General features: G+C 69.9%; 25 protein-coding genes. 10 read left to right on the forward strand and 15 right to left on the reverse strand.

What is annotated here, in order from left to right; translation table 11 throughout:
- The first annotated feature begins 109 nt into the window (after window positions 1-109).
- Window positions 110-1,966, forward strand: a complete 1,857-nt coding sequence (locus ACRWK7_RS20160; RefSeq protein WP_431858062.1) for a PHA/PHB synthase family protein — start codon at window positions 110-112, stop codon at window positions 1,964-1,966.
- A 154-nt stretch (window positions 1,967-2,120) separates the two neighbouring features.
- Here the strand turns inward: ACRWK7_RS20160 and ACRWK7_RS20165 are convergent, their stop codons facing one another.
- On the reverse strand, window positions 2,121-2,567 hold the full coding sequence (locus ACRWK7_RS20165) for a c-type cytochrome (RefSeq protein WP_431858063.1): 447 nt from the start codon (window positions 2,565-2,567) through the stop codon (window positions 2,121-2,123).
- Between the two features lie 184 nt (window positions 2,568-2,751).
- A complete protein-coding gene (locus ACRWK7_RS20170; protein WP_431858064.1) occupies window positions 2,752-3,618 on the reverse strand; it encodes a universal stress protein in 867 nt (288 codons plus the stop codon).
- Between the two features lie 283 nt (window positions 3,619-3,901).
- On the opposite strand from ACRWK7_RS20170, the gene ACRWK7_RS20175 reads away from it, so the two are divergent.
- A complete protein-coding gene (locus ACRWK7_RS20175) occupies window positions 3,902-4,438 on the forward strand; it encodes a BCAM0308 family protein (protein WP_431858065.1) in 537 nt (178 codons plus the stop codon).
- Window positions 4,439-4,442: 4 nt separating this feature from the next.
- Here ACRWK7_RS20175 and ACRWK7_RS20180 read toward each other — a convergent pair whose 3' ends face one another.
- Window positions 4,443-5,135: a PAS domain-containing protein gene (locus ACRWK7_RS20180; RefSeq protein WP_431858066.1), complete on the reverse strand. Its 693-nt coding sequence runs from the start codon at window positions 5,133-5,135 to the stop codon at window positions 4,443-4,445.
- Window positions 5,136-5,362: 227 nt separating this feature from the next.
- Here ACRWK7_RS20180 and ACRWK7_RS20185 point away from each other — a divergent pair, with 227 nt between their 5' ends.
- Together ACRWK7_RS20185 and ACRWK7_RS20190 are read left to right on the forward strand one after the other, a co-directional pair.
- Window positions 5,363-6,094 (forward strand): Crp/Fnr family transcriptional regulator, encoded by a 732-nt coding sequence (locus ACRWK7_RS20185; protein WP_431858067.1) that lies wholly within the window; start codon window positions 5,363-5,365, stop codon window positions 6,092-6,094.
- Between the two features lie 154 nt (window positions 6,095-6,248).
- A complete protein-coding gene (locus tag ACRWK7_RS20190) occupies window positions 6,249-6,896 on the forward strand; it encodes a hypothetical protein (protein ID WP_431858068.1) in 648 nt (215 codons plus the stop codon).
- 63 nt (window positions 6,897-6,959) lie between these two features.
- Here the strand turns inward: ACRWK7_RS20190 and ACRWK7_RS20195 are convergent, their stop codons facing one another.
- The 3 genes from ACRWK7_RS20195 to ACRWK7_RS20205 form a co-directional block, all read right to left on the reverse strand.
- Window positions 6,960-7,814, reverse strand: a complete 855-nt coding sequence (locus ACRWK7_RS20195; protein ID WP_431858069.1) for a fumarylacetoacetate hydrolase family protein — start codon at window positions 7,812-7,814, stop codon at window positions 6,960-6,962.
- A gap of 63 nt (window positions 7,815-7,877) precedes the next feature.
- The gene (locus ACRWK7_RS20200; RefSeq protein WP_431858070.1) at window positions 7,878-8,315 is read right to left on the reverse strand and encodes a YbhB/YbcL family Raf kinase inhibitor-like protein; all 438 of its coding nucleotides are present in this window, start codon (window positions 8,313-8,315) and stop codon (window positions 7,878-7,880) included.
- A gap of 19 nt (window positions 8,316-8,334) precedes the next feature.
- Entirely contained in the window at window positions 8,335-8,916 is a 582-nt protein-coding gene (locus ACRWK7_RS20205; protein WP_431858071.1) for an HPF/RaiA family ribosome-associated protein, read from the reverse strand.
- A gap of 159 nt (window positions 8,917-9,075) precedes the next feature.
- Here ACRWK7_RS20205 and ACRWK7_RS20210 point away from each other — a divergent pair, with 159 nt between their 5' ends.
- Both ACRWK7_RS20210 and ACRWK7_RS20215 read left to right on the forward strand, forming a co-directional pair.
- Window positions 9,076-10,788: a long-chain-fatty-acid--CoA ligase gene (locus ACRWK7_RS20210; RefSeq protein ID WP_431858072.1), complete on the forward strand. Its 1,713-nt coding sequence runs from the start codon at window positions 9,076-9,078 to the stop codon at window positions 10,786-10,788.
- A gap of 2 nt (window positions 10,789-10,790) precedes the next feature.
- Entirely contained in the window at window positions 10,791-11,186 is a 396-nt protein-coding gene (locus ACRWK7_RS20215) for a hypothetical protein (RefSeq protein ID WP_431858073.1), read from the forward strand.
- A 57-nt stretch (window positions 11,187-11,243) separates the two neighbouring features.
- Here ACRWK7_RS20215 and ACRWK7_RS20220 read toward each other — a convergent pair whose 3' ends face one another.
- The 4 genes from ACRWK7_RS20220 to ACRWK7_RS20235 form a co-directional block, all read right to left on the reverse strand.
- Complete coding sequence (locus ACRWK7_RS20220) at window positions 11,244-11,666, reverse strand: host attachment protein (protein WP_431858074.1); 423 nt, start codon at window positions 11,664-11,666, stop codon at window positions 11,244-11,246.
- Window positions 11,667-11,760: 94 nt separating this feature from the next.
- Entirely contained in the window at window positions 11,761-12,060 is a 300-nt protein-coding gene (locus ACRWK7_RS20225; protein WP_431858075.1) for a c-type cytochrome, read from the reverse strand.
- 12 nt (window positions 12,061-12,072) lie between these two features.
- Window positions 12,073-12,348 carry a hypothetical protein gene (locus tag ACRWK7_RS20230; protein ID WP_431858076.1) on the reverse strand — a complete coding sequence of 92 codons (276 nt, stop codon included), beginning with the start codon at window positions 12,346-12,348 and terminating at the stop codon, window positions 12,073-12,075.
- Window positions 12,349-12,417: 69 nt separating this feature from the next.
- Window positions 12,418-13,260 carry a Crp/Fnr family transcriptional regulator gene (locus tag ACRWK7_RS20235; RefSeq protein ID WP_431858077.1) on the reverse strand — a complete coding sequence of 281 codons (843 nt, stop codon included), beginning with the start codon at window positions 13,258-13,260 and terminating at the stop codon, window positions 12,418-12,420.
- Window positions 13,261-13,643: 383 nt separating this feature from the next.
- Between ACRWK7_RS20235 and glgP the strand changes: the two genes are divergently transcribed.
- Together glgP and ACRWK7_RS20245 are read left to right on the forward strand one after the other, a co-directional pair.
- Entirely contained in the window at window positions 13,644-15,332 is a 1,689-nt protein-coding gene (gene glgP / locus ACRWK7_RS20240; RefSeq protein ID WP_431858078.1) for an alpha-glucan family phosphorylase, read from the forward strand.
- 201 nt (window positions 15,333-15,533) lie between these two features.
- Entirely contained in the window at window positions 15,534-15,773 is a 240-nt protein-coding gene (locus ACRWK7_RS20245; protein ID WP_431858079.1) for a hypothetical protein, read from the forward strand.
- A 22-nt stretch (window positions 15,774-15,795) separates the two neighbouring features.
- On the opposite strand, the gene ACRWK7_RS20250 is transcribed toward ACRWK7_RS20245, so the two are convergent.
- The 5 genes from ACRWK7_RS20250 to ACRWK7_RS20270 form a co-directional block, all read right to left on the reverse strand.
- Window positions 15,796-16,716 (reverse strand): L,D-transpeptidase family protein, encoded by a 921-nt coding sequence (locus ACRWK7_RS20250; RefSeq protein ID WP_431858080.1) that lies wholly within the window; start codon window positions 16,714-16,716, stop codon window positions 15,796-15,798.
- A gap of 185 nt (window positions 16,717-16,901) precedes the next feature.
- Window positions 16,902-18,944 carry a hypothetical protein gene (locus tag ACRWK7_RS20255; protein ID WP_431858081.1) on the reverse strand — a complete coding sequence of 681 codons (2,043 nt, stop codon included), beginning with the start codon at window positions 18,942-18,944 and terminating at the stop codon, window positions 16,902-16,904.
- Between the two features lie 115 nt (window positions 18,945-19,059).
- On the reverse strand, window positions 19,060-19,689 hold the full coding sequence (locus ACRWK7_RS20260; protein ID WP_431858082.1) for a response regulator transcription factor: 630 nt from the start codon (window positions 19,687-19,689) through the stop codon (window positions 19,060-19,062).
- Entirely contained in the window at window positions 19,686-21,335 is a 1,650-nt protein-coding gene (locus ACRWK7_RS20265; protein ID WP_431858083.1) for an ATP-binding protein, read from the reverse strand. Before ACRWK7_RS20265 ends, ACRWK7_RS20260 begins: the two co-directional genes overlap by 4 nt.
- A gap of 118 nt (window positions 21,336-21,453) precedes the next feature.
- Window positions 21,454-22,713 carry a Glu/Leu/Phe/Val family dehydrogenase gene (locus ACRWK7_RS20270; RefSeq protein WP_431858084.1) on the reverse strand — a complete coding sequence of 420 codons (1,260 nt, stop codon included), beginning with the start codon at window positions 22,711-22,713 and terminating at the stop codon, window positions 21,454-21,456.
- Between the two features lie 293 nt (window positions 22,714-23,006).
- On the opposite strand from ACRWK7_RS20270, the gene ACRWK7_RS20275 reads away from it, so the two are divergent.
- Together ACRWK7_RS20275 and rnk are read left to right on the forward strand one after the other, a co-directional pair.
- Window positions 23,007-23,399 carry a GreA/GreB family elongation factor gene (locus ACRWK7_RS20275; RefSeq protein ID WP_431858085.1) on the forward strand — a complete coding sequence of 131 codons (393 nt, stop codon included), beginning with the start codon at window positions 23,007-23,009 and terminating at the stop codon, window positions 23,397-23,399.
- Between the two features lie 34 nt (window positions 23,400-23,433).
- On the forward strand, window positions 23,434-23,832 hold the full coding sequence (gene rnk / locus ACRWK7_RS20280; protein WP_431858086.1) for a nucleoside diphosphate kinase regulator: 399 nt from the start codon (window positions 23,434-23,436) through the stop codon (window positions 23,830-23,832).
- Window positions 23,833-23,876: the final 44 nt, after the last annotated feature.

Genomic DNA, 23,876 nt, shown 5'->3' on the forward strand with positions numbered 1-23,876 from the left:
CCGATTGAAAGCCCGCCTGCGACGACGTGAATTAACCTCGGTTAAGGTCCCCCCGCCGCCCGGCGGCGACCGTGGACGGACAACGCGTTTCCGGCGGGAGGCTGCCGTCATGGCCATGCAACGGGCGACCCTGCGCAAGCGCGCGACCGCGCCTGCGATCGTCGGCACTCCGCCGGCCACGCGTCAGCCGTCCGACACGGCGGCCCGCGCGCCCAGCCCCGCTTACAGCTTCCCCTACCTGCCGATCCGGGGCGAGATCATCGACCGGCTGGTCCACGCGTGGCAGGGGCGGTTTTCGCTGGCGATTTCGCCGGCCGCCATTGCGCTCGCCTTCGCCGATTGGGCCATGCACCTGGGGAACGCGCCGGGCAAGCAGGCGGTCCTGGCCGACAAGGCCATGCGCAAGCTGGTGCGCCTGTGCACCTACGCCACGGCGGCGGCCGTCGACCCGCGCTGCCCGCCCTGCATCGAACCGCTGCCGCACGATCAGCGGTTCTCTGACGCGGATTGGCAGCACGTCCCCTTCAACCTCTATGCCCAGTCTTTCCTGCTGCTGCAGCAGTGGGTCCACAACGCCACGACGGACGTGCCGGGCGTCACACGCTCGCACGCGCGCATCGTGCCCTTCGTCGCGCGCCAGATCCTCGACGTGTTCGCGCCGTCCAACAACCCGCTAACCAACCCCGAGGTCGTGCGCGCGGCCTTCGCCAGCCAGGGCATGAGCCTGGTGAACGGCGCCGCGAACTGGACGGAGGACCTGATGAGGGTGATGACCGGACAGCCGATGCCGGGCATGGACGCCTTCCAGGTCGGCCGCACCGTCGCCGTGACGCCGGGCAGCGTCATCTTCCGCAACGACCTGATGGAACTGATCCAGTACGCCCCCACCACTGGAACCGTCCGCGCCGAGCCGGTGCTGATCGTCCCGGCGTGGATCATGAAATACTACATCCTCGACCTGTCGCCCGAGAACTCGCTGGTCGGCCATCTGGTCGCGCAGGGCTTCACGGTCTTCGTCATCTCCTGGCGCAACCCCGGCGCCGAACAGCGCGACTGCGGGCTGGACGACTACCGCCGCCTCGGCGTCATGGCGGCGCTGGACGCCATCGACGCGGTGCGCGGCCGGCGGCCGGTGCACGCCTGCGGCTATTGCCTGGGCGGCACCCTGCTGGCCATCGCCGCCACCGCCATGGCGCGCGACGGCGACGACCGACTCAAGACGGTGACGCTGCTGGCGGCGCAGACCGATTTCACGGAAGCCGGCGAGCTGATGCTGTTCATCAACGAAAGCCAGGTCGCCTATCTGGAGGACGTGATGTGGGAGTGCGGCTACCTGGACACCACCCAGATGGCCGGCGCCTTCCAGATGCTGCGCTCCAATGACCTGATCTGGTCGCGGCTGGTGCGGCAATACCTGCGCGGCAACCGCCCCGAGGTGACCGACCTGATGGCCTGGAACGCCGATGGCACGCGCATGCCGTACCGGATGCATTCGGAGTACATGCGCCAGCTGCTGCTGAACAACGATCTGGCCGAGGGACGCTACCGGGTGGACGGGCGCGCCGTCGCGCTCACCGACATCCGCGCGCCGGTCTTCGCGGTCGGCACCCGGCGCGACCACGTGGCGCCGTGGCGTTCGGTGTACAAGATCCACCTGCTCAGCGACACGGCGGTGACCTTCCTGCTGACCGACGGCGGGCACAACGCCGGCATCGTCGCCGGGCCGGACCGTCCCGACCGCGAATACCGGATCACCGAGCGCGGCCCACAGGACCGCTACGTCGATCCCGACACGTGGCTGGCGACCACGCCTGCGCGCACCGGATCCTGGTGGCCGGTCTGGGTCGATTGGCTGGAAGACCGGTCCGCGCCGGACGCGATCCCGGCCCCCGCTGCTCCGGGCGCTCCGGAGCGCGGCTATCCCCCGCTCTGCCCGGCCCCGGGGCAGTACGTCCTCGAACCTTGACGCCTGCCATCGGCTTTTGGCTGGACCGGGGCTGCGGGTCTGCGCTGCCCGTCCGGTCGAGGTCGGCGCCGCGCAGCGCCCGCACCTCGACCTCTCCGGCGCGGGAGACCTTAGCCAAGCCGAACGCCCATTCGCCGGCCAAGCCCGCCCTCAGCTATTTGTCCTGGATGGACTGCACGTAGTAGACCAGCTCCAGGATCTTGCCGCGCACCACGTGCTCGGAGCCCCAAGGCCAGAAGTCCTGAACCGCCTGCTCACGGAAGACGTCCCCCCACACCGGCATGTCCCGGGTGCCGTGCGCCGAGATCATCTCGCGGCCGTCGATCAGCTTGTACACGTACTCCTGCGGAAAGATGCCCTTGTTGCGTTCGCGGATGGTGGTGAGCGTCGCCGGCTTCTTGGTGAGAAGCGCGGCATAGGGCCCGTCGCCCTTTCCTTCCCGGCCATGGCACACGGCGCAGTTGGCGATGAACGAGGACTGGCCGATGGGCTCGTCCTTTTTGCTCTGGGATTGCGCCAGGGCCGGCGAGGCCGCCGCGAGGATCGCCACCGTCATGGCCGCAGCAGTAAGGGAGCGGCCGGCGTAGGACACGTGTCGCATGATGACCTCCATGGTTTGGATTTGGCATGGTTTGAATTTGGACGTGCGGAATCATCCGACGCGGTCGCGCACGGCACGGCGCACCTGGGCGATGCACGCATCGATCTGCCCGGCCGTCGTGTACGGCCCTACGCCATCGGCGTGCAGATGCACAGCCATGTGCCATGGCCGCCTCCCGCCGCGCTCAATGGGCCAGGAGGACCGAGCAGGCGAGCGGCGTGCCCAGCACGTGGCGCGTGGCGCCGCCCAGGATCATCTCGCGGAACCGGCTATGGGCGTAGCCGCCCATCACCAGCAGGCCGGCCTGGGCCGCCAGCGTCGCGGCGACCAGCGCCTCGCCGACCGTGCGGTCCTGCCGCGGCGCCGGACGGACCACGGCGTCGATGCCATGCCAGCCCAGGTGTTCGACCAGCTGTGTGGCGTGCGCGGCGGCCATCCGCTCGGTGCCCTCCTCGACCGTGAGGATGCTGACGTCGGCGGCACGCCGGAGGAACGGCATCGCGGCGGTGATCGCGCGCACCGCCGGCAGGCTGCCGTCCCAGCCGATCGCCACCGACCGGTACGCGTCCACCCCCGCCGCGGCCGAGGTCAACAGCACCGGCCGGCCGGTGTCGAACAGCGCGGCTTCGAGGAGCGTCATGGTCTGCGGGTTCCCGGCGGCCTGCGCGAAGAGGACGAGGTCGGCGAGCCGCCCCGCGGCGGCGACCGCCACGGCGGGCCAGCCGACCTCCTCCCGCCACGACGCGGTGACGCCGCCGCCGTCCCGCCGCCGCTCGGCGACCTCGGCGCCGGCCATGGTGACGGCGTGGTCGAAGGCGTGGCGGGCGCGGTCGGCGGTCGCGCGCGTCGTGCGCTCGGCCTCCACGAGCATGGTGTCGAGCATCTCCGCGGAGAAGCCCTCGCCGATCAGGCGCAGGTTCTCGCGGGAGTCGGGGTGGGCGTGCAGGACATCGACATGCGCGGTGAAGAGGCCGGCGAGATCGAACGCCGCCGCCAGCGCGCGTTCGTCCGACGGCGTACCGTCGACGGGAACCAGGATGTGCTTGACCATGACGGCCTCCAGGGTGCGGAACGCTCGCATCCAGAGTGCCCCGAAGAAGCGCCGCCGGCGTTAATCCAGATTAAAGTCCGCCTGCCGTGGAGCCGATCATTCCCCCGGCGGAGGTGGACGAGCGGGAAAGGGAGGACCGGATCACCCTGGAGACCCCGGGCATGGACGGGACGGACGTCGAGGTCCGCGTGCAGGACGACGTCCTGACCGTCCGGCACCATTGGGGAAAACGACATCGGCGTCGTTTATCCAGGTTAAGGCGCAACGGGCCGGATGCGCGAGAATGCTCCAGAGCGACCGCATCAAGGAGGACGCCATGCAGCGCGGACACCAGGACCACCGTCCAACCCCGGAACGGCGCGACCGCCTGATCCAGGAGCGCATCCACGACCCCTACAAGTGGCGCGAGAAGATGGCTGATCCCGCCGTCTGCCCGACCTGCCGCGCCGTCTACGAGGACGGGCGCTGGCGGTGGGGGCAGCCACCCGTCGGCGCGCAGCCGATCGTCTGCCAGGCGTGCGAACGCATCGCCGACCGCTGCCCCGCCGGCGTGGTGACGCTGACCGGTTCCTACGTCGCCGGGCACCGCGAGGAGTTCCTGGCGCTCATCCGCCACCAGGAGGAGCACGAGAAATCGAAGCACCCGCTGAACCGGATCATGGAGATCCGCGACACCGCGGACGGCATCGAGGTGACGACGACCGACATCCACCTTCCGCGCCGCATCGGCGAGGCGCTCCGCCGCACCCGGCACGGCGACCTCGACCTGCACTACGACGAGGGCGAATACTTCGCGCGGGTCCGCTGGCACGCCGACTGACGCTTCACCCAGCCGCCGGCGGCTCGGCGTCGATCAGGACGCCGTACCAGCGGATGGTCCGGGTGTGGTCCTCGTAGACGGGCTCGGCGCGTTCCGCAAACCAGTGGAGGTGTCCGTGCGCCGTCATCAGACGGTAGCGAGCGAGGAACGGGGTGTTCATCAGCCGGCTCCGACGCCACCCCTCCTCGACGCGCCCCCGGTCCTCCGGATGAACCGCCCGGCTCGGAACAGGATCGCCGCCGCCATGGTCCACGCCGGTCAACGAGGCGTAGACCGGGCTTCGATACGCACAGGTGCCGTCGGAGGCGTACACCGCCGCCATGGACGGTGGACGTTCATCCTGTGCTGCGGTGGCGACCAGTTCCAGCACCAGCCGCACGCCGTGATCCCCCGGCAGCGGCGCGTGCTCGATGTCGAGCCATCCCCCACGGACGCGCAGGCCCGGGGCGCCGCCATGCCCGTTCAGCCGAACCGGCTGCCCGGTGCTGACGGATCGTTCCAGCAACGCCTGCCGCTGCGCCGCGTGCGCGGGCGGAAGCTTGCCCATGATCCGGTGGTACGCCGCGCTCGTGTAGACCGGGCGGAAATCCTTCGCCGCGATCAGCGCCAGCCCGGCCGGTGCGCGCTCGGGACGCTCCAGCAGCAGGCGCAACGCCGATCCATCCATTCCATCGCCGGTGCCATCCGCCGTGACCATGCCTCGCTCAACACCTTGCCGAAGGAGATGGGGGCCTCCGAACGTGCGGCGGCCCCCGGATCGGGGGAAATCGCCGCAACATATGTTACACTACACGACATATGCTCTTCTCTGCACCATTCGGAATGGAGTGTTCCGAAGCTCGTTTTGACCCGCACCGGGCTCGCCCGTAGTCTCCGGCCGGCTCGGAATCCGGGCCGCATCCAATGGGGGAAACGAATGTGGGCATGACTCTGCCCTGCACGAAATGCGACCTGCGCGGAAAGGCGGTGTTCCGGCCGCTCACCGACCGCGAACTGGCGGACGTCGCGCACCTCAAAGGCAGCGAGGTCTCCCTGCCGGCCAAGTGCGACATCGTGCCGTCGGAGCGCATCGGCGACGCTCCGTGCACGCTCAAGGCAGGATGGGCCTTCTCCTACCGGTCGCTGCCGAACGGCACGCGCCAGATCCTGGACTTCCTGCTGCCGGGCGACACCATGGGCCTGCAGAAGGCCCTGACCGGAGGCACGCAGCACCGCGTCCATTCCCTGACGCCGGTGACGGTCTGCGTGCTGAACGGCATGCCGTTGCCGGCCTTCCTGGACGGCCACCCTGAGATGTGCAGCGCGCTCAACCGCAAGCTGCTGCTGGAGCAACGGCGCGCCGACGAACGGCTGACGGCGCTCGGCCGGCTGACCGCGCCGCAGCGCATCGGCTACCTGATGCTGGACATTTTTGACCGCCTGAGACGGCTGGGCCTCGGCGACGGCGCCTGGGTGCACTTCCCGCTTCAACGCCAGCACATCGCCGACGCGCTTGGCCTGTCGGGCACCCACGTGAACCGCTCCCTCATCGAGTTGAGGGAGCGCGAGCTGGTGTCGCTCGGAAACAACGTGCTGTTCATCCACGACCGGGAAGCCCTCGAGGGGTTCTGCTGCTATGTTCCACTCGAAATCCGAGATTGCGTCCTTCTGCTCTGAATCCATCTATGGGCGCTGCCGGGACACATATGGTCAGCAGCGGCACATACGATCTCTCCGCGGACAAAGCTCAGCGTGACCGGAATACCCGGATATTGCTACTGGTGACGTCGAAGAACCGACGAATGCCCGCGAAGGGCGCACACTGCAATGCATGTCGAATAAACCCAAACTCCACGCGGGGGCCTCGTCCGGCGGCGTGCTGCTGGTGATGGCGTCGTTCCCGGCGGCTCTCCAGCTTCAGCAGGTGCTCGTCTCGTCCGGCCATGAGGTGGCGGGCGTGGTGAGCAACACACGCGACGCCGTTCGCTTCGCCAAAGAGCACAAGCCGGGGGTCGCCGTCGTCGACATGGCGCTGCCGGAGGGGGAACGCGGGCCGGCGCTCGCACGCACACTGTACGACAAGAGCGGGGTCCACTCGGTCCTCCTCTCTTCCCCGGACGACCCCGTCATTCAGCGGGGCGGCGTCGGTTTGCAGGGCGTGGTCGGCGTGTTGCCGAACACCGGGGAAGTGCACGACACGGCGCGCGCCATCGGCATGATCCTTCATTCCTCCATGCGACACGAAGGGCATGCCAAGGCGCAGCACTCACAAGGGACCGGCATGATCTTCGATCTGTACTGCTTCATCTCCGATCTGGGCGTCCACGCCACACCGGACCTTCGAGACAAGGTCAAGGAGGCCGCTGCACACTTCGAGGTGGCCCTCAGGGATCTCAAGGTGCCCTTCTCCATCGAGCTGCGCGACGCGCGGTCCAACCGGGTCATCCTGGCATCCGTCTACACCGGCGCGAAGGACTGATCGCAAAGGCGCCTGGGGCTTCCAGACGGCAGCATCCATGCGCCGACCGCACCACCGGCCGCCTCACCGCGGCCACGCGACGACGCGTTGGACCTGCTCCCCCAGCCCTTCGATGCCGACGCGCAGTTCATCCCCCGGTCGCAGGAAGACGGGCGGATCCTGCGCCAGACCGACGCCCGCCGGCGTCCCCGTGGCGATCACGTCCCCCGGAACCAGTGTCATGACCTGGCTGATGCAGTGGACCAGGAAGGGAACGTCGAACACCATCTGCGCGGTCGATCCGTCCTGGTAACGGTGCCCGTTCACCTGGGCCCACACGCGCAGCGCATGCGGTTCCGGAACCGCATCCCGGGTCACCAGCCACGGCCCGAGGGGGGCGAAGGTGTCGGCCGACTTTCCCCGCGTCCACTGGCCTTCCGCGGCCGATTGCCTCACCCGCTCGGTCACGTCATCGATCACGCAGTAGCCGGCGACGTGGTGCAGGGCGCGGTCGATGTCGATGTAGTGTCCGGTACGCCCGATCACGATGCCCAGCTCGCACCCCCAATCGACCTGCACCTCCCCCGGCGGCAGCACCAGGTCGTCGTTCGGGCCGCAGACCGCGGTCGCCGACTTCAGGAACAGGATGGGCTCGTCCGGCACCGGCATGCCGCGTTCGGCGGCGTGCTCCGCGTAGTTCAGCCCGACGCCGATGATCTTGCCCACGCCGCCGACGCATGGGCCGATCCGCGGGCTTCCCTCCACCAGCGGCAGGGCCTCGGCGTCGAGGGCGCGCAGCCGGTCCAGCGTCTCGTCGTCCAGGGTCATCGGGCCGAAGTCGTCGATGGCGCCGGACAGGTCGCGGATGCGCCCGCTCCAGCCGGGATAGAGCAGGCCCGGCCGTTCGGCACCGGCGGGGCCATAGCGCAGCAGATGCATGATCGCCTCCACGCACGCGGGCAAGGATCGCTCACCCATCCTCGATCATCGAAACGGCGCCGGTCAGCGGCTGTAGAGGGCGACGAGGTCGGCCTCGGCGATCGCGTGTCGGCGGGCCGCCTGCTCGACGTCGGCGCAACGCGTCCGCGGTCCCAGCGACAGGGTCGGCACGTCGAGCGCGTAGAGGCGGAAATGGTAATGGTGCGGCCCGTGCCCCCGCGGCGGGCAGGGACCGCCGTATCCCGGCTGGCCGAAGTCGTTCACCGCCTCGTGCGCTCCACGGGCCGGAAGCCCGATCGCATCGGGCGGAATGTCGTAGACCGCCCAGTGATGGAAGGTGCCGCGCGGCGCGTCGGGGTCCGAGCACACCAGCGCCAGGCTCTTCGCCCCGGCCGGGACGCCACCCCAGACGAGCGGCAGTTCCTCGTTCCTGCCGTCGCAGGTGTGGCGCTCGGGAATCCGCCCGCCCGACGCGACGGCGGGGCTCGTCAGGTGCAGCATGGCCGTCCTCCTGCGCTCCTCATGGCACCGGATCCACCGGGTGATGCTTGCCGACCGGTGTGACGGTGCTCGCCTGCCAGCCGTGGGCGCTCTCCCGCTCGGCGATCACGAGGCGCACCTCCTGGCCTGCGCCGAGCGTTTCGAACCCGTCGTCGGCCACCGCGTTGCGGTGGAAGTAGACCTCCTGCCCGTCGCTGGTCCGGACGAACCCGTATCCCAGTTCGGGGAACAGGCGAATCACGGTTCCGTGCGCCGGCCCGTGGTGGGGCTTCACGTCGCCGCGGCGACGGCGGACGTAATCCTCCAGTTCGCGCCGGACGGCGTCGAACGCGTCGCGCACGGCGACCCGCGCGTCTTCGTGCGCGTGGTCGGCAGGCCCGGAGCGGGACACCACCAGTTCGCCCTGCGGAACGGTCAGGTCGATCGTAACCTCGTACAGCTTGCCATGGCGCTGGTGGCGGTGCGGTGCGGAGAGCACCACGTGGCAGCCCATGATGTCGCCGCAAAACCGATCCAGCTTCTCGGCGTGTTCGCGGATGAGCGTCTCCAGCCCCGGTGAGGGGTCCATGCCCTGGAAGGAGATCTGCAGCGGCAGCTTCATGTTCATCTCCCTGGTGCGCGCGTCGTGATCGGCGGGCGCGGTGGCGCCGGTCCCAGCGGATACGAGCGATTCCGTCGGCGGGCCTTAACCTGCGTTAAGGGCCGCGGCGGCGGCGCCCGTCAGGCTGTACCCGACGGTCTGGCCGGCGGAACCACGCCCATGACGCGCACCACGGTGGACACCGGAACGAGCCCCTATCCCTGGGAACACAGCTATCCCCCGGGGCTGGACTGGCATCGCCCGCCGCCCGCACGGCCACTGCCCGCTCTGATCGACGAGGCGGCTGCGGCCTATGGGGACCGGCCGTGCATGGACTTCTACGGCCGGCGGCACCGTTACGGCGAGACGCTGCGGCTGATCGAGCGGGCCGCCAGGGGGCTTCAGGACTTCGGCGTCGGCAGGGATACGCGGGTCATGCTGCTGCTGCCCAACTGCCCGACCTACGTCATCGCCTTCTATGCCGTCCTCAAGGCCGGCGGAACGGTGGTCAACGCCAACCCGTTGAGCGCCGAGTGCGAGATCGAGCGGCAGATCGTGGATTCCGGCACGGAGGTCCTGATCACGCTCGACATGCCGCGGTTCCGCGACACGCTGGCGGCGGTCGGATGGCCGGGGCGGCTGTGCCTGATCGTCGTCGCCTCGCTGGCGGCGAGCCTGCCGTTCCCGAAGAGCTGGCTGTATCCCCTGCTCCACCGCAACGAGATCGCGCGTTTTCCCGACGACGGACGGCACATCCCGTTCTCCGCCCTGCTCGCCAACGATGGCGGGTACCGTCCGGTTGCCGTCGATCCGGCCCGGACGCCGGCGGTGATCCAGTACACCGGCGGCACCACCGGCGTGCCCAAGGGAACGCTTCTCACGCACGGCGGGCTCTACGTGAACGCCCGGCAATGCCAGGAATGGTTCACCGGGACCGAGCCCGGACGGGAACGTCTCCTCGCCGTGCTGCCGTTCTTTCACGTGTTCGGCATGACCGCGGTGATGAACTTCGCCATCGCGCTCGGCGCCGAGCTGCTTCTGCTGCCGCGGGTCGATGTCCGCGAGATCCTGGCCACCATCCAGGACAAGCGCCCGAGCCTGATGACCGGAGTCCCCCGCCTGTTCCAGGCGATCATCGATTTCCCCACGGTGGGTCGCTACGACTTGTCGTCGCTGCGGCTCTGCGTCTCGGGCGGCGACAGCCTGCCGCCACTGGTTCAGGAGCGCTTCCAGACGCTGACCGGCAGCCGGCTGGTGGAAGGCTACGGCCTGACCGAAGCGTCGCCCGTCGTCACCTGCACGCCCTATGAAGGCATCACCAAACCCGGTTCCGCCGGACTGCCGCTGCCGGGCACGCTCATCGACATCGTGTCCATGGAGGACGGCCGAACGCCGCAGCCGGCCGGCCGGGTCGGAGAGATCTGCGTGAGCGGCCCCCAGGTCATGGCCGGCTATTGGAACGACGACGGCGCGACGGCCCGGGCCATGGCCGACGGCCATCTCCACACCGGCGATCTCGGATTCCTCGACGAGGATGGCTATCTGCACATTGTGGACCGGCTGAAGGATCTCGTCGTCGTCGGCGGACAGCACGTCTACCCGCGCGTCGTCGAAGCCGCGATCCGCGAGCATCCGGCGGTCGGCGACGTGGCCGTGGTCGGAGAGCCCGATCCGGTGCGCGGGAAGGTGATCAAGGCGTTCATCGTCCGCGCCCCCGGCGCCGCGCTCACCGAACCGGATCTGCGCGCGTTTCTGAGCCACCGCCTCTCCCGGTTCGAACGGCCGTCCAGGATCGAGTTCCGGACGGTGCTGCCGACCTCGACCCTCGGCAAGATCCTCAAGCGCGACCTGCAAGGCGCGGCCGAGGCGCACGCGCCACCCGTCAGGAAATGACCATGAACGCCACCAAACCCTCCACAGCATGGGTTCTGCCGGGCCTCGATCCCAAGGGAGCGCTGGTCCAGCGGATCACCGAGATCGCCGCCGGCGAGCACGTCACCGTTCCCCAATGGGTCGAGCGCTGGCTGTCAACGGTGGTCGAGCATCATTACGGCCACAGGGGCTCCACGCCGAACACCGCCCGCGACCAGCTGGCCGCGACGCGGGAGACCATGCGCCACAACCTCGCGACGCTTGGCGAGCAACTCGGCCGCCTGTCCCGCTCGGTCGAGCAGGCGCACGGCCACACCGCGGGGGCCGAACAGGCGATTCACGAGGTGGAAGACACGGTCAAGGAGATGGAGGGCAACATCGCCGGGCGCCCGGACATTCCGGCGAAGCCACAGGGATAGGTCCTCGCCCTTTCCCCCGGGGAACGAGTGGGGCTGCGCCCCCATCCCGAAAGCGCTCTACCGGCGCAGCATCGCCATCAGGCGGGCCGACCGCGCGTGTTCCGGAAGATCGAGAAGATCCCTGCCCTCTTCCCGGATCAGCAGCCCGGCGGCGGCGGGCCCCAGCGCCCGCCGCAGAGCGCCGAGCGCGCGGGGCGGCGCCACCAGCATGAGGCCGTCGAACAGCCCCTGCGCGGCGGCTTGGTTGACGAGATCGGCGACGCCGCGTTCGACCCCCGGGTCGACCGCCGCAGGGCGGAACGCGCATGCGTCGCCAGCCTGCCCGGCGGCATCGACCGCCAGCTCGCACGCAGGCTGGCGCGCGGCTGCGGTTTCCTCCCGTGCCAGCTCGTCGAAGCGGCCCGGCAACCACGTCCTGTGCTGGAGAACGCGGAGACCGGCCTCACCGGCCAGCACGATCCATATCTTGCGCCTGCGCATCGGCTGTCCTCGATCATGCGGGAGCACCGGACCAACGGGCGCACCATCCTGTCTCACCCCGGTCCCTGTCCCCGTACGCCGGCCCACTGGGGGCTTACCGGGGCAGGCTCGCGAGGTAGGCGACCACGTCCTCGATCTCCGCGGCGGTCAGGTTGGGATCGGGCATCGGCGGGTGCGGTGCGCTCAGCCACTGGCGCACCCATTCGGGCCCGCGGCTCCGGTCCCGGGCGATGCTGTCCAGCGTCGGAACCGCGTCCGTTCCACCCCGGCTCTCGACCACATGGCAGTTCGAACACCAGCGTTCCGCCAGCCGGCGTCCCTCGGCGGGGTCGCCCGCCCGGGCCGCGCCGGCCAAGAGAAGCAGAACGATGACGAGCAACGAACGCCCGGCCATGGCACCCTCCGTTCAGGGATTGACGATCCGGGCGGCCGCGTGCTCCTGCAGAAAGTGGCACAGGGCGAGCTTGAGCACCGCAGCGCGTTCATGCTGGCTGTGTGCCTTCGCCTCGGCGATGTCGTCCTCGATCATGCGGCGGATCTCGCCCTGCCCTGCGTCGGTGGCGACCAGATAGCTGCCCAGCTCGGCGGCGACGATCTCCGGCAGATGCTCGTGCACGGCGATCGCGTCGACCTCGTCCTTCGTCAGCCCGCTCAGGCCGATGCAGTCTTCGATGGTGATCATGATGGTGCGTCTCCCGTTTCCCCATATTCTAGGGATTTGTCGGGAGCACGGCTTAACCTGGATTAACCGTCACACGACGACGAAGGTGGGGGTCTGGTCCTCGAAGGTGACCTCGGGATCGAGCTGCGCGATCTCCGCCAGCCGCTGCGGGTCGAGCAGGATCAGCCGTTCCTTCCGGAAGTCCAGAAGCCCCTGTTGCCGCATCAGCTTCAGCGTGCGGCAGACGTGCACGGAGGTGAGGCCGGTCGCGTCGCCGATGTGGATCTGGCTGATGGGAAGATGCACGGCGCCCCCTTCCGATCCCTCGCGCACCACCACACGGCGGTGCAGGTCGAGCAGAAGGTTGGCGACCCGTCCCAGCGCACCCTGCTGGCCCAGTGCGCCGACGTGGTTCCAGGCCGACAGCGCTTCGCGCGCGAGCGTGCTGGCGAAACTCATGGCGAGCTGCGGCGACCCGGCGCACACCCGGAAGAAGAGCGAGCGCTTGATCCCGCAGAGCGTCACGTCGGTGATCGCCTCCGCCCCGTAGGCCATGCCGGAGACGGCATTGCCCTCGAACCCCACCAGGTCCCCCGGCAGGGCGAAGCGGATGATCTGGCGCTGCCCGTCCTCGAAAACCTTGTAGGTCGCCACCCACCCGCTCCGCACGATGAGCACGTAATCGAACGCTTCCCCCTGATGGAAGAGCGCGGTTCCGGCGTGCCGGGCCTGGATCCGCGTGCCGAAGGGGAACAGACGCTGAAAGTCCTTCCCGCTCAAGCGCCAGCAAACGCCTTGGCCCCGCACCGCGCAACGGTCGCACGATGCGCCGGAGGGCGTCGAAGACGCCGCTCCCACCATACCGCCCGTCGAGGCATGATCGATCCGGAGAGGGTCAGCGCCCCTCGACACCAGCTTGGGTCCGTCCGCCATGGTTCCCCCCGTGACGGCTGTGTGGTTGCGTGACGCTTTCACGACCCCGCACGACGCCGGCCGAAGCGACGGCTTGCGTCGTCCGTGTCTTTCAACGCTTCAATGAATGACTGTGGAAGCCGGAAAATATCTTCTCCGTCTTATATAATAAACTCTAGATGCGAGTGGCCGCGGCCGTCCATTCTTCATAGGGGGTAGACCGCGAAACGCCGGTCCCAGCCTCTTGAATTGACTAAGCAATCCGAAGAATTCCGCCGTGGATAGCCATCCTTTGGTGCAATCCACGCCGGGAGCCGGCGTGCCCGTCACGCTTGATCCAGGTTAACGCCCCGACCGCCGAGACGCCCACAGTGGTCACCGACTGGACCATTGGACGGCGCCCCATGCTCGAAGACTTCATCCGCCGCACCAAGATCGCCTACTTCTCGATGGAGATCGCTCTCCAGCCCGCCATCCACACCTACGCGGGTGGGCTCGGCATCCTGGCCGGGGACACCATGCGGTCCTGCAGCGACCTGGAGCTGCCGGTGGTCTTCGTCACGCTGCTCAGCCAGGACGGCTATCTGAAGCAGGTCATCGACGCGGAAGGGCGCCAGACGGAGGAGCCCGACCCCTGGACGCCCGCGCGCTGGGCCCAGCCTCTGGGCGCGAAGGTCGCCGTCGAGATCGGCGGGCGGGAGGTGTGGGTCCGCCCCTGGCTGTACATCCATCACGGCGGCCCCGATTACGCGGTGCCCGTCATCCTGCTCGACACCGACCTCGACGAGAACGACGACGCGGACCGCGCCGTCACCCGCGTCCTCTACGGCGGCGACCAGGGTCACCGCCTGCGTCAGGAGATCGTCCTCGGCATCGGCGGCGTGCGGCTGCTGCGCGCCCTGGGGTTCGAGATCGGCACCTTCCACATGAACGAGGGGCACGCGGCCCTGCTCGCCCTGGAACTGCTGCGCACCCGCCGCCGGCCGCGCAACGGCAACGGCGGCGCGCCTTCCTACGACGCCGAGTGGGTGCGCGAACGCTGCGTCTTCACCACGCACACGCCGGTCGAGGCCGGGCACGACCGCTTCCCCTATGACCTCGTGGAGCGTGTGCTCACCGGCTTCCTGGACACCGCCGACCTCGCCGCGTTCGCGGGGACCGATGGATTGAACATGACCCGGCTGGGGCTGGCGCTCAGCGGCTACGTCAACGGCGTGGCCAAGCGCCACGCCGAGATCTCCCGACGGATGTATCCCGGCTTCCGCATCCACGCCATCACCAACGGCGTCCACGTCGAGACCTGGACCTGCCCGAGCATGGCCGCCCTCTTCCAGCGCTGCGTGCCGAACTGGCAGCACGAACCGGAGCTGCTGGTGCGCGCCGACCAGCTGGACGACGGGGAACTCTGGGCCGCCCATCAGGCCGCCAAGGCGGCGCTGATCGCGGCCGTGCGGGAGTGGAGCGGATGCTCGCTGTCCATCGATGCGCCCGTCCTCGGCTTCGCCCGCCGGATGACCGGCTACAAACGCCCGGACCTGCTGTTCACCGATCCCGACCGGCTGCGGCGGCTCGCCGGACGCCACCCCTTCCAGGTGCTGGTCGCCGGCAAGGCGCATCCGGACGACGACGACGGCAAGCGCCTCATCGAGGCCATCCACAGGCACGCGGCGGCGCTTGCGGACATCGTGCCGGTGGTGTTCCTGCCCGACTACGACATGGCGATGGCAAAGCTGTTGACCGCGGGCTGCGACGTCTGGCTGAACACGCCCCTACCCCCGCTGGAGGCGTCGGGCACCAGCGGCATGAAGGCCGCCCTCAACGGCGTGCTGAACCTCAGCGTGCTCGACGGGTGGTGGATCGAGGCGTGCATCGACGGAACCACCGGATGGGCGATCGGCGATGCCGATCTCGGCACCGCCGACGATGACGCCGAGGAGCTCTACGCGGCCCTCGAGCAGCGGGTGCTGCCGCTCTACCACGGCGACCGCACCCGCTGGGCGTGGATGATGAAGCAGTCGATCAGCAAGATCGCATCGTGCTTCAACAGCCAGCGCATGATGCGCCGCTACGCATCCGAAGCCTATCTGCGGTGAGGCCATGCCGCACGACACACCGGCCATTCCCGCTGAGGCATCGTGCCGCGCCGCCCACCCTTGCCGCCCGGCCGACCATGGGCGCACCATGGCCGCAGCCGCGCACGGCGATCACCGCTTTCCCAGGTCCGGTCGCGCGCACCGTCCCCACGACGGCGATCACACACCCGCACGCACCGGGCCTTCTTCATGGAGGGTAGCATGCGTCGTCTCGTCGTCATCCTCACCGCCCTCGCCGCTCCCGTCCTGCTCGGAGGGTGCAGCACCCATCTGAGCCCGGAGGATCGGGCCCTGATCCAGCAGGCCCAGGCGGATGCCCGCGACGCGAAGGCCGAGGCCGCGCGTTCGGCCGCCGCCGCGCAGTCGGCTGCCGCCGAAGCGAAGGCCGCCAGCGAGAAGGCCGACCGCATGTTCGCCCGCTCGCAACGGAAGGTGCAGTGACGTCAGCCCACGCGCCGCCGGCTCACCCCGGCGGCGTCGCGGGGGTGCCGAACAGGATGCGCACCGGCAGCCCGGTGCGCTCCCGTTCGCTCTTGCGCACGGCGTCCCAATCGACGTCCGCGGCGCGCGCGCCGGTCGCCTTCAGGATCCGTTCGTCGAGGCCGGGAAGCGCGTCGGGCGTGATGCTGCCCCGCTCCTCCAACTCGTCCGCCTGCGCGACGGTCGGGTGCACCTCCAGATAGAGGTCGCCGTCATGCCAGCCGAGCTTGGCGGGCTGGTCCACCACCGTGACCGGCGTGCCGACCGGCACCAGCGCGTACAGGACCCGGATATCCTCGTTGTACAGGCGGAAGCAGCCGTGGCTGACGCGCCGTCCGATGCCGTAGGGACGGTTGGTGCCGTGGATGACGATGCTCGTCCACTCCAGGTCCAGCGCCAGCGGGCCCAGCGGGTTGTCGGGCCCCGGCGGCACCGAGGCCGGCAGCTCGGGCATTTCCTGCCGTTCGCTCGCCGTGGGAACCCAGGTGGGGTTGGGGCGCTTACCCCGCACGCGGGTCTGGCCGGTGCGGATGCCGGCGCCTTCGGTGCCGATGCCGATGGGAAAGGTCATCGCCGGCTTGCCGGGCGGGAAGACGTAGAGGCGCTGTTCGGCGAGGTTGATGACGATGCCCCGCCGCGGCGCGTCGGGCAGCACGTGCGCGGTGGGCACCCAGAGCAGCGTGCCCGCCCCCGGCAGCCACGGGTCGGCGTGCGGATTGGCGACCACCAGCTCGGTGTAGCCGAGGTCGTACGCCACGGCGATGTCCGGCAGCGTGTCGTCAGGGTCCGTGAAATGGATGCCGAACGGCACCGCGCCGATCACGTCGTCGGCGGGCGCGCCGGCAACACCGGTCCAGCCGATCACGGCGAGCACGCCTGCCAGCAGAAGGCTCTTCGCGCGCATGGGGCACCCCGGTGGGGTTTGCCGGGCCGGCCGGCGCCGGGACCCAGCGATACCCTATGATACGCCCTTCTCCACGGTCCCCACGGCAGACCATCCGGTTGCGCCAGAATGCCGCAGCCGCCACGGCCCGCGTCGCCTCGCTGCTGACCGATATTGTGCCGACGTCGGGACCGGAGGGGAACGCCCTATTCCTCCAGGAGCCACCGCCCGCCCGTGTGGCAGGCCAGGGCCGGGGTGCCGGCATCGCGACCGGCCGCCGTCGTGACGACGTGCGTGAACGACGCGCAGGCGCGCTGCCGCTTTGCAGGATCCTCCACCCGGCCGGTCACCGTGAGCGCGCCGGACCGCATCGCATCCTCCGAGGTCCAGTCCCGCGGCGCGCCGGCCGCGGCGACGGCGCCCTGGAAAGCGGCGGCGATCCGCTCCTGATCCTCGGCTGTCAGCCGCAGCCGGGTGGCGTTGCTCCAGCCCGCGCCGACCAGCAGCTCGGGCGTCCGGAGGCGGATCGCGATGCGATCGGAGGCGATGGCGACCGCGAGATCGAGCGGGTCGCCCGGCGCCTCCGTCACCAGCGCGGCGAGGCTCTCCAGTCCGCTCCGCGTCCCGCTCCCCATTTTGCCATCGATCGCGCCCTCATAGCGGCCGAGGCGGGCCAGGGCGCGCTGCGCCGCCGCGATGCGTTCGGCCGGCGACAGGACGCGCGGCGGCGCGGCGGGCGCGCCGATGACGGACTCCTCGACCGCGACCGGCGCTTCGGCCAGCCGGTCGGTCGCGATGCCGCCGCGCCACGCGCCCATCACGCCCAGATGCAGCACCGCCATGGTGCCGAGGACCAGAAGCGGCCAAGCCCCCTGGGTCGCCGGACGGGCGGTGCCGAAGGTCGCCCGCATCGCCTGCCGCAGCCGGTTGCCCGCAAAGCGCCAGACGGCGGCTCCGGTCAGGGCGGGAACGCCGACGTCCCAGAGCAGGCGCAGCGTCAGCGGGGCGGGGTCCTCCGCCGTCGCGCCAGCCAAGAACCCTGGCAGGTCCACGGCCGCCACCAGAGGCACGACCGCCGCGAGGATCGCGGCCCCTTGCTGCCACGCACGCCGCATCGCGTGGATGCGGACGGCATCATACCGGCGCTGGAGCGCCTGGGCGGCCCGCGCCACCACGGTGCGGCTGACGCAGTGGCCGTGCTCCGCGACGATGGCGTCCAGGTCCAGCGCGGTTCCGGCCAGAATTGCGTCGGCGATGGCGCGGGTCACCCGCGTCGTCCGGGCGATGGCGAAGGCGTCGGTCGCGGTGGCGGCCTCGATCCCCTCCAGGACCGGCGCCAGCACGCCGTCGAGGAAGGCGGGCACCCGGGCTTCCGGCCCGGCGCTCTCCACCGCGAAGGCCACACCGTCACACACGCAGGACAGGGTGATCACGGGCATCGTGCCGACGCGCTCGTACAGCAGTTGCGTGCCGGAATGCCGCACGGTCCACGGCTGCACCGCCGCAACCTCCTCGAAGCGCTCGTATCCCGCGGCGGTGAGCGCCGCCTGCACCGTATCCGGCGCGTCGGGCGGAACCACGAGGCTCCGCGATGGCCTGCCGACCAAGCGCGGGCGATGGATGTGGGTGAAGCGTCCGACACCGGCGCAGTCCTCGCACGCCACGACGGCGGTGCCGGCGCAGGCCGGACAGGCCTGCATCCCCTTGCCGCCGCACGCGTCGCACCCAACCGCCGGATCCCCATTGCACTGGGGGCACGGCACCTTGCCGCCCCGGCACCCGCCGCAGCCACGCACACCGCCGCCACGGCAGGCCCGGCAATCCTCATGCACGTAATAGGGGCCGCGCATGGACGGCACCGTCGGCAGGGCGTCCTCTTCGGCGAAGGCGTGCTCCGGCACGCCGATCACGGCCGCGAGGCGGCGGGCGGCCTCGACGGACGCGGTTTCCGCGTCGAGATCGCGCGCCAGAACCGCGTCGAGTTCGGCCACGTTCCGGCAGAGCGTGGCGCCGCGGAGGGTCACCGTCCCGGCGCGGGTTTCCACATCGGTCACCCAGGCCACGTCCACGGTCAGCTGCGCGGACACCACGACCTCCCGGTGCGCGACGTCCGACAGGACGACGCCCTCCGGCGCATGGGCGTTGCCGGCGGCGGCACGGCGCAGGCGGTCGAGCAGCGCCGGATCCACCGGGACCAGCGCCGCGGAATCCGGCAGCAGCGTCTCATCGTTGGTTCTGAGCCGCAGCATGCTAACCCCCGACCGCCCCTGAACGTCCTGTTGGATCTTCTTTGTGGGAGGCTAAGGGATCGGGCGGAGGCGTGCTGTGTCAAAATCCGGGCGCGGCGCCTGCGGCCCCCCACCGCTACCCTGACGAAGCCATCCAGAGACGCAGGAGTTCCGGGACCGTGCGTATGTCGAGTTTGCTGAGGATGTTCGCGCGGTGTGTTTCCACCGTGCGGACGCCGATGCCCAGACGGTTCGCAATCGCCTTGTTGGCATAGCCTTCGACCATCAGCCCGGCGACGTCGCGTTCGCGGGGGCTCAGGCGCGACAGCTTCGCCAGGGCGCAGGCTGCCGCGGAGCGGTCGCGGCGCTGGTTGATGTCGCGCTGCAGGGCCTCGTGCACGCGGCGCAGGAAGACTTCGTCGTCGAACGGCTTCTCCAGGAAGTCGACCGCTCCGGCCCGCAGGGCGGTGACGGCGGAACTCACCTCGCCGTGCGCGGTGATGATGATGAGCGGAAGGCTGATGCCGCGCCGCGACAGCTCCTCCTGAAGCTCCAGGCCGTCCATGAACGGCATGCGCAGATCGGCCACGACGCAGCCCGGCTGCTCCGGGCCGTAGCGGTGCAGGAACTCCAGCGCGCTGGCGAAGGTGCGCGCGGACAGGCCGGCCACTTCGATCAGGGCGGCCAGGGCATCGCGCACGGCCTCGTCGTCGTCGATGATGAAGACGACGGGCTCCACGGCGGCGGGATCGGTGGCTTCGGTCATGGGGCGGACGGGCTTTCCGATGCCACGGGGAGGAACACCTGGAAGACGGAGCCGCGCGCCGAGGTGCGGGCCAGCCGCAGCCAGCCGCCATGCCCTTCGACGATGGAGCGGCAGATCGGCAGGCCGAGGCCCATGCCCGCCGACTTGGTGGTCGCGAACGGGGAATACAGGCGCTCGACCATGTCGGCGGCGACGCCGGGGCCGGTGTCCTCGACCTCGAAGACGAGGCCGCCGGGAGCTTCGGCCCGGACACGCAGGATGACCTCGCGGACCGGGCTGCCAGCCGCGGCGATGGCTTCGATGCTGTTGTGCACGAGGTTGAGGAGCACCTGCTCGATCTGGACGCGGTCGCACAGAACCGGCGGCAGCGGCTCGGCCATGTCGACCCGCAGCGTCACCCGGTTGTAGGAGGCATCCGCCCGCACCAGCGCCAGGGCCTCGCGCACCACGTCGGCCGCCGGCTCTGGCGCCAGCTGCGGTGTGCCCTTGCGCAGGAAGGTGCGCAGGCCCCGGATGACCTCGCCGGCCCGCTCCGCCTGACCGACCGCCTTGTCGATGAGGTCCTGGGCGCGCGGTGGGAGGTCGCTGCCCTCCAGCACGCGCTGAGCGGCGCGCGCGTAGCTGATGGCCGCCAGCAGCGGCTGATTCAGTTCATGGGCCAGGGCGGACGCCATCTCGCCGGTCACCGCCAGCCGGGCGGCGTGGGCCAGTTCGGCCTCGTGCTCGCGCAGCCGCGCCTCGACCGCGCGCCGCTCGCTGACCAGGGCGCCGAGGAACAGGGCGGTGATGGCCAGCGCCAGCATCAGGGTCTGGTGATAGACGACGGCGTGCAAGGGGAACCCGATGACCTGCAGGCCGGCGATCAGGCCGATCTGGATGGTCAGGGCGGCCAGAACCGCTCCCGACAGCCCGTGCGAGACGGCGACCCAGACCAGGGGCAGGAACAGGACGTAGAACAGGTTGAACTGGTCAGTGCCGATGGGCAGGAAGACGATCACCAGGGCCGCCGCGATGGCGGCCGTCTGGGCCGCGGAGGGCGCCGTCGGCAGCCCCCAGGCGGGCGTGCGCTCCGGCCCGTAGAGGAGGAGCAGGAACGGCGTGACCACGGCGATGGCGATCACGTCGCCCAGCCAGTACTGGAAGGCCAGCATCGGCAGGTCGGCCGCCGCGAGGGCGCCGTCCAGGACGAACACGCCGACGAAGGCGGGCGCCACCGCGGCGGCGCTCAGAAAGGTGACGCCGACCAGCCGACCGACGTCGCGCACCCGGTTCAGCGCCAGATCGATCGACACCCGGTGGCGCAGGATGTGGGCCGCGGCGCCGTACCCGGCGACGATGACGAGGTTCGAGAGCAGCAGCGACGCGGTCGACGCCGGGTGCCCGCGCACCACCACGTCGGCCAGCACCAGCATGGCGAAGACCATCGGCGCGCCGCGCACCCCGGCCCACAGCAGCAGGGCCATGTACAGCCCGGCCGGCGGATTCCACGGGGTGATGTTCAGGCTCGGCCGCGCGTGAATGAAGGTCAGCCAGTCGATGGGCAGGTAGGCCGCCAGGAAGGCGACCGACAGCACGAGCATGTCGCGGCCGGTCGGCATGGCCGGGAACGGCGCACCCAGGGCTCTGCTGGCGAACGGAAGGGGCATTTCCAGGACGGTCTTTCGGGCGGAACGGGTGGACAGGCCTGGACTATACCGCCGCGCGGGGGCGCTCGCCCACTGCACGGAAGGGAGCCCGTCGGCCCCCTTCCCAGGGCAGTGCCGGTCAGCCGATGAAGAACGGCTGCGTGCCGTGCGCGGCGATGGCGCTCGACAGCCGCTCCAGCGCGTGGGCGTAGGCCGCCGTGCGCATGGAGATGCCCTTGCCCGTGCGCATGTTCCACACCCGGCGCCCTTCGGTCTCCATGATCGCGCGGAGGCGGTCGTGGATCTCCTCCAGGTTCCAGTAGTAGCCCTGGCGGTTCTGCACCCACTCGAAGTAGGACACCGTCACGCCGCCGGCGTTCGCCAGGATGTCGGGCAGGACGATGACGCCCGCCTTCTCCAGGATGCGGTCGGCGTCCGGGGTGATCGGGCCGTTGGCGAGTTCAAGGACGATGCGGGCCTTGATATGGCCGGCGTTGTCCTTGTGGATCTGGTCCTCCAGGGCCGCGGGGACCAGCACGTCGCAGGGCGTGCCCAGCAGGTCCGTCTCGGACACGGCGCGCGCACCGCCCTCGGTGTAGGCGGTCACCGAGCCGCCGAGTTCCTTCGCCGCCTGCACCGCGTGCGGGTCCAGCCCGTTCTCGCAGACGATGGCCCCCCGCGAATCCGACAGGCCGACGATGCGATAGCCGTCCGCGTGCAGCAGCCGGGCGATGTGGAAGCCCGCGTTGCCGTAGCCCTGGACCACCACGCGCTTGGCCGTGCCGTCCAGGCCCAGGTCGGCTTCCAGATGCTTGAGCAGGTAGAAGCCGCCCCGCGCCGTCGCGTCGTCGCGCCCCAGGGAGCCGCCGAGCGGCAGGGGCTTGCCGGTGATGACGGCCGGGCTCGGCTGGCGGACGATGGAGCTGTACTCGTCAGCCATCCATCCCATGATCATGGCGTTGGTGTAGACGTCCGGGGCGGGGATGTCGCGGTCGGGCCCGATCATGCCGGCGAAGGCCTGCACGTAGGCCCGGGACAGGCGCTCCAGCTCGGACTTGGAGAGGCTGTGCGGGTCCACCTTCACCGCGCCCTTGCCGCCGCCGTAGGGCAGGTTCATCACCGCGCACTTGAACGTCATCCAGAACGCCAGCGTGGTCACCTCCTCCACGTTGGAGCTGGGATGGAAGCGGATGCCGCCCTTGGTCGGGCCGCGGGTGTCGTCGTAGCGGCAGCGCCAGGCGGGAAACGAACGGCGCGACCCGTCGTCCATGCGCACGGACAGGCGGACGCTCAGGGTTTCCTTGGGATATTTCAGCTTCTCAAGGACCTCGGAATCCACGTCCACATGCTTCGCGGCCTCGTCCAGGCGGCTCAGTGCCCCCGAAAGCAGATCGTCCATCGTTTCGTCCCTTGTCGTCTCGGTCAGGAGCGCCGAAGGCGGACCGCAAGCATGGGGAAGGTTCCGCTTGCCGCACCTCAGGCATAGGGCCGTTCTTGTACTCGGGAAAATTCCGGACCGTAATATCCGTAACATTACGGAGCAGACGCAAGTCGTTGGAATTGAATAATATTTTCTGTCTGAAGGACGTGCGCCCTATTTTCCGTAATCATACGGATGGCGCCCGGCTGTGCATGTGGGCGAGACTTCGCCCTGGCCTGCACCGCAGCCGCCGCGCAGTCGAGGATGTGCCCATGACCGAGGGAGCTGACAGACCACTGATCTGGATCGGGCGTTCGGACTACGGACGTCTGCTGCGGGCCGTGGACTGGTTGGCCGCGCGGGCTCCCGAGGTGTCGGCGCTCCTGTCCGGGGAGTTGAACCGTGCCATCGTCCGCCCCGAGGGCGACCTGCCCCCGATGATCGTGCGCATGCGCAGCCGCGTCCTGTTCCGCCGTGCCGACGGCATGCCGTTCGAATGGGGCGAACTGGCGTATCCGGACCAGGCGCCCGAGGACGGGCGGATCACCATCGCCTCACCCCTCGGCGTGGCGCTGCTCGGCCTGCGCGAAGGCGCCCGGATGCCCTACGTCGATGCGGACGGAACCCAACGCTGGCTCTCGGTCGCACGCGTTCTGCCGGCCTGAGCCGGCTCCCCTTCTTTGCCCACAGGATTGGATCATGACCACAACGCCGTCCCACGGCCAGTTGCCGGCCATCACGTTGACGCACACCGTCCAGGAGCGGCTGTCGGAACTCGCCGTCGCCGCCGGGAACCGGCTGCCCGAACTGGCGGAGTTCCTGGAACGCGAGCTGGACCGCGCCTGCGTGGTGCCGGACGACGACCTGCCGCCGGCCACCGTCACCATCGGCTCGCGCGTCACCTTCGTGGACTGCGACACCAAGCAGCGGCACACCGTCACCCTGGTGTGGCCCATGGAGGAAGACGTGATGCACTATCGGCTGTCCATCATGACGCCGGTGGGCGCCGCGCTGGTCGGCCTGCGCGCCGGCCAGAGCATCGGCTGGAAGAACCGCATGGGAGCGTGGCGCCAACTGAAGGTGGAGAGCGTGCATTAACCGTGCACGAGGCGCGCACCGGACAACCGCCGTCGAGCCTGCCG

This window comes from Azospirillum sp. (genome assembly GCF_050789165.1).